Source organism: Mesorhizobium sp. M0048 (assembly GCF_040323405.1).
In the GTDB taxonomy this organism is placed as follows: Bacteria; Pseudomonadota; Alphaproteobacteria; order Rhizobiales; family Rhizobiaceae; genus Mesorhizobium.
In genome coordinates, this window is sequence record NZ_JAMYUV010000018.1 from 85,629 (window position 1) to 93,516 (window position 7,888).

Below are 7,888 nucleotides of genomic sequence, written 5' to 3' on the forward strand. Positions count from 1 at the left end.
CCCGAAAGCCGGATTCCAACGGGTCACATACCAGATCAGAAGATCTGGCAGAGGATTTCCCCGCCGACATTCTGTTCGCGCGCTTCGTGGTCGGCCATCACACCCTTCGGCGTCGAAAGAATGGCGATGCCGAGGCCGTTGGCGACGTGTGGTATCGACTTGGCCGAAACGTAGACGCGGCGGCCGGGCTTCGAGACCCGGGCGATTTCGCGCACCACCGGCGCACCGTCGAAATACTTCAGCTCGATCTCGATTTCGGACTTGCCGTTGTCGAAGTCGGTCTGGCTGTAGTCGCGGATATAGCCTTCGGCCTTCAGCACGTCGAGGACACGGGTGCGCAGGCGCGAAGCCGGCGTCGAAACGCTCGACTTCTTACGGCCATACGCGTTGCGGATGCGGGTCAGCATATCGCCGAGAGGATCGCTCAATGACATCTTATGTCCTCCTTACCAGCTCGACTTGACCAGGCCCGGGATCTGGCCGTTATTGCCGAGATCACGAAGCGCGATACGCGATACTTTGAGCTTGCGATAATAGGCACGCGGACGTCCGGTGACTTCGCAGCGGTTGCGGATGCGGGTCTTGGCCGAGTTGCGCGGCAGCGCCGAAAGCTTCAGCTGAGCGCGGAAGCGCTCTTCCATCGGCTTGGACTGATCCATGATGATCGCCTTGAGCACCTTGCGCTTGGCAGCGAACTGGTCCGCAAGCTTGCGGCGCCTGTTGTTCTTCTCGACTGAGCTGGTCTTTGCCATTTCAGATTTTTCCTTTTCTCGCTGCCGTTACTGGCGGAAGGGGAAGTTGAAGGCCTTGAGCAATGCCCTGGCTTCGTCGTCCGTCTTCGCAGTCGTACAAACGATGACGTCCATGCCCCAGATCTGATCAACCTTGTCGTAGTTGATCTCCGGGAACACGATGTGTTCCTTGATGCCCATGGCATAGTTGCCACGGCCATCGAAGCTCTTCGGGTTGAGCCCGCGGAAGTCGCGGACGCGCGGCAGTGCGATGTTCACGAGGCGGTCGAGGAACTCGTACATGCGTTCCTTGCGCAGCGTGACCTTGGCGCCGATCGGCATCTTCTCGCGGACCTTGAAGCCGGCGATCGAGTTGCGGGCGCGGGTGACAACGGCCTTCTGGCCGGCGATCATTGCAAGGTCCTCCGCCGCGATCGAAGGCTTCTTCGAATCGCCGGTCGCCTCGCCGACGCCCATGTTCAACACGATCTTGTCGATGCGCGGAACCTGCATCTCGTTCTCGTAGCCGAACTGCTCCTGCAGCGCCTTGCGAATGGTCTCGTTGTAGACCTGCTTGAGGCGCGGCGTGTTCTGGGCAGTTGCCTGCTTGGTTTGAGCCTTAGCCATTGATGACTTCTCCCGAGCGCTTGGCGACGCGCACCTTCTTGCCGTCCTTCTGGAAGATGAAGCCGACGCGGGTCGGCTTGCCATCCTTGGGGTCGGCCAGCGCGATGTTCGACAGCTGGATCGGCGCTTCCTTGGTGATGATCCCGCCCTCTTGGGACTGGGACTGCTTCTGATGACGACGGATCAGGTTGACGCCGCGCACCAGCGCGGTGTCGTCCTTCGGCTGCACCGAAAGGACTTCGCCCGAACGGCCCTTGTCCTTGCCGGCCAGCACGACGACCTTGTCGCCTTTTCTAATCTTTTGCATTGGTCCGGCTCCTTACAGCACTTCAGGCGCGAGCGAGATGATCTTCATGTGGTTCTTGGCGCGGAGTTCGCGCGGAACCGGTCCGAAGATACGCGTGCCGATCGGCTCTTTCTTGTTATCGACGAGAACGGCTGCGTTCTTGTCGAAACGGATCACGCTGCCGTCCGGGCGGCGGATGTCCTTGGCCGTGCGAACCACGACCGCCTTCATCACATCGCCCTTCTTGACGCGGCCGCGCGGGATGGCTTCCTTGATCGACACCACGATGATGTCGCCCACGGAAGCGTATTTCCGCTTCGAGCCGCCCAGCACCTTGATGCACATGACACGACGGGCGCCGGAATTATCCGCGACGTCGAGGTTTGTTTGCATCTGAATCATGACTGGCCGCCTTCTTCTTTTCTAACGGGACGGGTTTCTCACCCCTCCCCGGTCTGTCCAAAATTCGTTTCGTTAGCCCCGATCAGGCCTGGTCCGAAGACACCACGACCCAGCGCTTGTCCTTGGAAATCGGCTTCGATTCCTGGATGAACACCTGATCACCGACCTTGTGGGCGTTGTTCTCGTCGTGCGCCTTGTACTTCTTGGTCATGCGCACGGTCTTCTTCATCACGGGATGCGTGAAGCGCCGTTCGACCTTGACGACAACCGTCTTCTCGTTCTTGTCGCTGACGACGGTGCCCTGCAGAATGCGCTTTGGCATGGTTTTCGTCCTTAAGCCTTCTTGGCCGCGGACTTTTCCGCAGCGATGGTCTTGATACGCGCAATGTCCTTGCGGACCTGCCTCACGCGCGCGGTCTTCTCAAGCTGGCCGGTGGCCTTCTGGAAGCGCAGGTTGAACTGCTCCTTCTTCAGGCTGGCCAGGTCGTCGGTCAGCTGGTCCTGCGTCTTGGTCCGGATGTCTTCGGCTTTCATGATCAGCCCGTCCTTATTCTGCGATGCGCTGTACGAAGCGCGTCCTGACCGAGAGCTTGGCCGCGCCGAGACGCAGCGCCTCACGGGCGGTTTCTTCGTTGACGCCGTCGATCTCGAACATGATGCGACCCGGCTTGACGCGTGCCGCCCAGTAGTCGACGGCGCCCTTGCCCTTACCCATACGGACTTCAGTCGGCTTCGACGTAACCGGCACGTCCGGGAAGATACGGATCCACACCCGGCCGGCGCGCTTCATCTCGCGGGTGATCGCGCGGCGAGCCGCCTCGATCTCACGCGCGGTGACGCGATTCGGCTCAAGCGCCTTCAGCCCGAAACCACCGAAATCCAGGTTGGTGCCGCCCTTGGCGGTACCGTGGATGCGGCCCTTGAACTGCTTGCGGAACTTTGTGCGCTTTGGCTGCAGCATCGTTCTAACTCCAAATTCCTGACTGTCTTACGCGTTTTCGCGACGGCGACCGCGCTCGCGCTCACCACCACCATGCGCATGATCGCCCTCGGTGGCGCGGCGCTCCGAAGCCATCGGGTCGTGCTCGAGGATCTCGCCCTTGAACACCCAGACCTTGACGCCGCAGATACCGTAGGCCGTATTCGCCTCGGCCGTGCCGTAGTCGACATCGGCGCGCAGCGTATGCAGCGGCACGCGGCCTTCGCGATACCATTCCATGCGCGCGATCTCGGCGCCGCCGAGACGGCCGGCGCAGTTGATGCGGATGCCTTCGGCACCCAGGCGCATCGCCGACTGGACGGCGCGCTTCATGGCGCGGCGGAACGCGATGCGGCGCTCGAGCTGCTGGGCGATCGACTGGGCGACCAGGGTCGCGTCGATCTCCGGCTTGCGCACTTCGACGATGTTCAAATGCGTCTCGGACTTGGTCATCTCCATCAGCTTCTTGCGAAGCTTCTCGATGTCGGCGCCCTTCTTGCCGATGATCAGGCCCGGACGCGCCGCATGGATGGTGACGCGGCACTTCTTGTGCGGACGCTCGATCACGACCTTCGAGATCGCAGCCTGCTTGAGTTCCTTCTCAAGATATTTGCGGATCTTGATGTCCTCGTGCAGCAGCTTGCCGTATTCGCCGGTGTTCGCGAACCACCGCGAATCCCAGGTGCGGTTGATGCCGAGACGCAGACCGATCGGATTGACTTTCTGGCCCATTATGCGGCCTCCCCTTTTTCTTCGACTTCACGAACGACGATCGTGAGGTGCGAGAACGGCTTCTCGATACGGCTGGCGCGACCACGGCCACGGGCATGGAACCGCTTCATGACAATCGACTTGCCGACATAGGCTTCCGCCACGATCAGCGCATCGACGTCGAGGTCGTGGTTGTTTTCCGCGTTGGCGATCGCCGATTCCAGCGTCTTCTTGACCGTGCCGGAAATCCGCTTGGCCGAGAATTCGAGGTCGGAAAGCGCTGTCGCGACCTTCTTGCCGCGGATCAGCGCGGCAACCAGGTTCAGCTTCTGCGGGCTGATACGGATCGTGCGCAACACGGCGCGCGCTTCGTTGTCAGCAAGCCTGCGCGGAGCTTTGGCCTTGCCCATGATTATTTCCTCTTCGCCTTCTTATCCGCGCCGTGACCGTAATAGGTCCGGGTCGGAGCGAATTCACCGAACTTGTGACCGACCATGTCCTCGTTCACCGAGACGGGAACGTGTTTCTGGCCGTTGTAGACACCGAAGGTGAAGCCGACGAACTGCGGCAGGATGGTGGAGCGGCGGCTCCACATCTTGATCACCTCATTGCGACCACCTTCACGAACCTTGTCCACCTTCTTCAGAAGGTAGCCGTCGATGAAGGGGCCTTTCCAAATCGAACGAGTCACTTGGCGTTACCTCTTCTTAGCTCTTGCGCTGATGGCGCGAGCGCAGGATGAACTTGTCGGTCGCCTTGTTGGACCGCGTCTTCTTGCCCTTGGTCGGCTTGCCCCAGGGCGAAACCGGATGGCGGCCACCCGAGGTGCGGCCTTCGCCGCCGCCATGCGGATGGTCGACCGGGTTCATGGTCACGCCGCGATTGTGCGGACGTTTGCCACGCCACACGGTGCGGCCAGCCTTGCCGTCATTGATGTTACCGTGGTCTGGGTTGGACACGGCGCCGACAGTGGCCATGCAGGAGCCGTGGACGACACGCTGCTCGCCCGAATTGAGGCGCAGGATCGCCATGCCCTGGTCGCGGCCGACGAGCTGGCCATAACCACCGGCCGAACGGGCGACCTGAGCGCCCTTGCCGGGCTTCAGCTCGATATTATGGACGATCGTGCCGACCGGCATCGAGGCCAGCGGCATCGCATTGCCCGGCTTCACGTCGACCGATTCACCGGCCACGATCTTGTCGCCGGGAGCCAGACGCTGCGGGGCGATGATGTAGGACAGCTCGCCATCGTCGTACTTGATCAGCGCGATGAAGGCGGTGCGGTTCGGATCGTACTCGATACGCTCAACCGTACCGACGACGTCGAACTTGCGGCGCTTGAAGTCGATGATGCGGTAGGTGCGCTTGTGACCGCCGCCGATGAAGCGGGCCGTGATGCGGCCGTAATTGTTGCGGCCGCCCGACTTGGTCAGGCCTTCGGTCAGGCCCTTGACGGGCTTGCCCTTGTAGAGGCCCGAGCGGTCGACGATGACCAGCTGACGGGTGCTCGGCGTTACCGGGTTGAATTTTTTCAGTGCCATTGTTCTGTCCTCGCGACCTTGCTCAGAGACCCGTCGCGACGTCGATCGACTGGCCGTCGGCCAGCGTCACAACCGCCTTCTTGACGTCGCTCTGGCGGCCGATCGTGCCGCGGAAGCGCTTGATCTTGCCCTTGCGGACAAGCGTGTTCACAGCCATCACCTTGACGCCGAACAGCGCTTCGACGGCGGCCTTGATTTCCGGCTTCGACGCCTTCTTGGCGACATTGAAGACGACCTGGTTCTGCTCGGAAGCCATGGTCGACTTTTCGGTGATCGCCGGCGAGACGATCACGTCGTAGTGACGAAGGTCGGTCATTTGAAGCGCTCCTCGAGAGCCTCGACGGCGGCCTTGGAAAGGACCAGCGTGCCGCGGCGCAGAATGTCGTAGACGTTGATGCCCTGGATGGGCAGCACGTCGATGTTCGGGATGTTGGTCGCGGCCAGCTTGAAATTCTTGTCAAGCTCGGCGCCGCCGATCACCAGGGCGTTGCTCAGGCCCAGCGTCGCGAAATTCGCGATCAGTGCCTTGGTCTTGGCCTCGGTCAGCTTCAGCTCGTCGATGATGATGATCGACGCGCTTTTGGCCTTGGCCGAAAGCGCATGCTTGAGACCGAGCGCACGCACCTTCTTCGGCAGATCGTGCTCGTGGCTGCGCACGACCGGGCCGTGGGCCTTGCCGCCGCCGCGGAACTGCGGAGCGCGAGCCGAATGGTGACGGGCGCGGCCGGTACCCTTCTGCTTGTACATCTTGGCGCCGGTGCGGGCGATTTCCGCGCGGCCCTTGGCCTTGTGCGTGCCCTGCTGCTTCTTGGCGAGCTGCCAGCGCACGACGCGCTGCAGGATGTCCTCGCGCGGATCAAGGCCGAAAATCTCTTCGGAGAGCTTCAGCTTACCGGCGTCCTTGCCGCCAAGCGTTGTAATCTTGAGGTCCATTATTCCGCTCCCTCTGTGGCCGGGGCCTCGTTCTTGGCGGCACCATCGGTTGCAACGGCGCGGATCGCGGCGGGCTTCGGCGCATTGGCCGGAAGCGCCACCTTGGCCGCATCGCGGACCAGGATCCATGCACCCTTCGAACCCGGGACCGCACCGCGGATCAGGATCAGGCCACGATCGGCGTCGGTCGAGACGACCTCGACATTCTGCGTGGTGACGCGGGTGTCACCCATGTGTCCGGCCATATGCTTGCCCTTGAACACCTTGCCCGGATCCTGGCGCTGGCCGGTCGAGCCGTGTGTACGGTGCGACACCGAGTTGCCGTGCGTCGCGCGGCCGCCACCCATGTGGTGCCGCTTGATGACGCCCTGGAAACCCTTGCCGATCGTGGTTCCCGTCACATCGACCTTCTGGCCGACGACGAAATGCTCGACGGTGATCTCGGCGCCGACATCGATCATGTTGTCGGCGGAGACGCGGAACTCGGCAACCTTGGCCTTGGGCTCGACGGAAGCGGTCGCGAAATGGCCGCGCATCGCCTTCGACGTGTTCTTCACCTTGGCAAGGCCAACGCCGAGCTGGACGGCGGTATAGCCGTTCTTCTCCTGCGTGCGCTGCGCCACGACCTGGCAGTTCTCCATCTGGAGAACAGTGACGGGAACATGTTCCCCGGCATCGTTGTAGATGCGGGTCATTCCCACCTTCTTTGCAATCACACCTGAACGCATCGGTTCAATTCCTTTAGAGTTCCCTGTCGGGGCTGTCGCCCCTCCACGCCTCTTGTTCCTTCAGAGTTCCGGGTCGCCCCGCTGACCTCTGGTTTCTTAGAGCTTGATCTCGACGTCGACACCGGCGGCCAGGTCGAGCTTCATCAAAGCATCGACCGTCTGCGGGGTCGGGTCGACGATGTCGAGCAGACGCTTGTGCGTGCGCATCTCGAACTGCTCGCGGCTCTTCTTGTCGACGTGAGGCGACCGGTTGACCGTGAACTTTTCGATCCGCGTCGGCAGCGGAATTGGGCCGCGGACGTTGGCGCCGGTGCGCTTGGCGGTCGACACGATTTCCCGTGTCGAGGCGTCGAGCACCCGGTGATCAAACGCCTTCAGGCGGATGCGGATATTCTGTCCGTTCATGCGTCACTTCCTTGTTCTGGCGCGGCGCGGGCAGCGCCCGCGACAGATCGGTTTAAGTCCAAATTACTCTTTGATGGTGACGACGATGCCGGCACCGACGGTGCGGCCGCCTTCACGGATGGCGAAGCGCAGCTTCTCTTCCATGGCGATCGGCACGATCAGCTCGACATCGACGGTGATGTTGTCGCCCGGCATCACCATCTCGGTGCCTTCCGGCAGCGACACGATGCCGGTCACGTCCGTCGTGCGGAAATAGAACTGCGGACGATAGTTGGTGAAGAACGGCGTATGGCGGCCGCCCTCGTCCTTGGTCAGGATGTAGGCTTCGGCAACGAACTTCTTGTGCGGCTTGACGGTGCCGGGCTTGGCCAGGACCTGGCCGCGCTCGACGCCTTCACGGTCGACACCGCGCAGCAGCGCGCCAATGTTGTCGCCGGCCTGACCCTGGTCGAGCAGCTTGCGGAACATCTCGACGCCCGTGCAGGTCGTCTTGGTGGTCGGACGGATGCCGACGATCTCCAGCTCCTCGCCGACCTTGACGACGC

The 7,888-nt window shown here is 62.0% G+C and carries 17 protein-coding genes; all 17 read right to left on the reverse strand.

The window, feature by feature from the left end; genetic code table 11:
• Positions 1–35 precede the first annotated feature (35 nt).
• Entirely contained in the window at positions 36–434 is a 399-nt protein-coding gene (rpsH, locus tag NKJ84_RS17345; protein ID WP_006205453.1) for a 30S ribosomal protein S8, read from the reverse strand.
• A gap of 12 nt (positions 435–446) precedes the next feature.
• The gene (rpsN, locus tag NKJ84_RS17350; RefSeq protein WP_023675134.1) at positions 447–752 is read right to left on the reverse strand and encodes a 30S ribosomal protein S14; all 306 of its coding nucleotides are present in this window, start codon (positions 750–752) and stop codon (positions 447–449) included.
• A 27-nt stretch (positions 753–779) separates the two neighbouring features.
• Positions 780–1,358 (reverse strand): 50S ribosomal protein L5, encoded by a 579-nt coding sequence (gene rplE, locus NKJ84_RS17355; RefSeq protein ID WP_008875670.1) that lies wholly within the window; start codon positions 1,356–1,358, stop codon positions 780–782.
• Positions 1,351–1,665, reverse strand: a complete 315-nt coding sequence (gene rplX / locus NKJ84_RS17360) for a 50S ribosomal protein L24 (protein ID WP_254817150.1) — start codon at positions 1,663–1,665, stop codon at positions 1,351–1,353. Before rplX ends, rplE begins: the two co-directional genes overlap by 8 nt.
• 12 nt (positions 1,666–1,677) lie before the next feature.
• The gene (gene rplN / locus NKJ84_RS17365) at positions 1,678–2,046 is read right to left on the reverse strand and encodes a 50S ribosomal protein L14 (protein WP_006205457.1); all 369 of its coding nucleotides are present in this window, start codon (positions 2,044–2,046) and stop codon (positions 1,678–1,680) included.
• Positions 2,047–2,128: 82 nt separating this feature from the next.
• On the reverse strand, positions 2,129–2,368 hold the full coding sequence (gene rpsQ / locus NKJ84_RS17370) for a 30S ribosomal protein S17 (RefSeq protein ID WP_023675136.1): 240 nt from the start codon (positions 2,366–2,368) through the stop codon (positions 2,129–2,131).
• An 11-nt stretch (positions 2,369–2,379) separates the two neighbouring features.
• Positions 2,380–2,580 carry a 50S ribosomal protein L29 gene (rpmC, locus tag NKJ84_RS17375; RefSeq protein ID WP_006205459.1) on the reverse strand — a complete coding sequence of 67 codons (201 nt, stop codon included), beginning with the start codon at positions 2,578–2,580 and terminating at the stop codon, positions 2,380–2,382.
• Between the two features lie 13 nt (positions 2,581–2,593).
• Positions 2,594–3,007, reverse strand: coding sequence for a 50S ribosomal protein L16 (rplP, locus tag NKJ84_RS17380; RefSeq protein WP_006205460.1), 414 nt, complete (start codon positions 3,005–3,007; stop codon positions 2,594–2,596).
• A gap of 27 nt (positions 3,008–3,034) precedes the next feature.
• Positions 3,035–3,757, reverse strand: a complete 723-nt coding sequence (gene rpsC / locus NKJ84_RS17385; RefSeq protein WP_352507451.1) for a 30S ribosomal protein S3 — start codon at positions 3,755–3,757, stop codon at positions 3,035–3,037.
• Entirely contained in the window at positions 3,757–4,146 is a 390-nt protein-coding gene (gene rplV / locus NKJ84_RS17390) for a 50S ribosomal protein L22 (RefSeq protein ID WP_006205462.1), read from the reverse strand. The genes rpsC and rplV overlap by 1 nt, the downstream gene beginning before the upstream one ends.
• A 2-nt stretch (positions 4,147–4,148) precedes the next feature.
• Complete coding sequence (rpsS, locus tag NKJ84_RS17395) at positions 4,149–4,427, reverse strand: 30S ribosomal protein S19 (RefSeq protein WP_006205463.1); 279 nt, start codon at positions 4,425–4,427, stop codon at positions 4,149–4,151.
• A gap of 16 nt (positions 4,428–4,443) precedes the next feature.
• Positions 4,444–5,277 carry a 50S ribosomal protein L2 gene (rplB, locus tag NKJ84_RS17400; RefSeq protein ID WP_023675138.1) on the reverse strand — a complete coding sequence of 278 codons (834 nt, stop codon included), beginning with the start codon at positions 5,275–5,277 and terminating at the stop codon, positions 4,444–4,446.
• A 22-nt stretch (positions 5,278–5,299) separates the two neighbouring features.
• Entirely contained in the window at positions 5,300–5,593 is a 294-nt protein-coding gene (locus tag NKJ84_RS17405; RefSeq protein WP_006205465.1) for a 50S ribosomal protein L23, read from the reverse strand.
• On the reverse strand, positions 5,590–6,210 hold the full coding sequence (gene rplD / locus NKJ84_RS17410; protein WP_023675140.1) for a 50S ribosomal protein L4: 621 nt from the start codon (positions 6,208–6,210) through the stop codon (positions 5,590–5,592). Before rplD ends, NKJ84_RS17405 begins: the two co-directional genes overlap by 4 nt.
• The gene (gene rplC / locus NKJ84_RS17415) at positions 6,210–6,938 is read right to left on the reverse strand and encodes a 50S ribosomal protein L3 (RefSeq protein WP_023717519.1); all 729 of its coding nucleotides are present in this window, start codon (positions 6,936–6,938) and stop codon (positions 6,210–6,212) included. Before rplC ends, rplD begins: the two co-directional genes overlap by 1 nt.
• Before the next feature lie 96 nt (positions 6,939–7,034).
• Positions 7,035–7,343: a 30S ribosomal protein S10 gene (rpsJ, locus tag NKJ84_RS17420; protein WP_006205468.1), complete on the reverse strand. Its 309-nt coding sequence runs from the start codon at positions 7,341–7,343 to the stop codon at positions 7,035–7,037.
• Between the two features lie 63 nt (positions 7,344–7,406).
• On the reverse strand, positions 7,407–7,888 hold a 482-nt coding region (locus tag NKJ84_RS17425), incomplete at its 5' end, for an EF-Tu C-terminal domain-related protein (protein ID WP_352507452.1).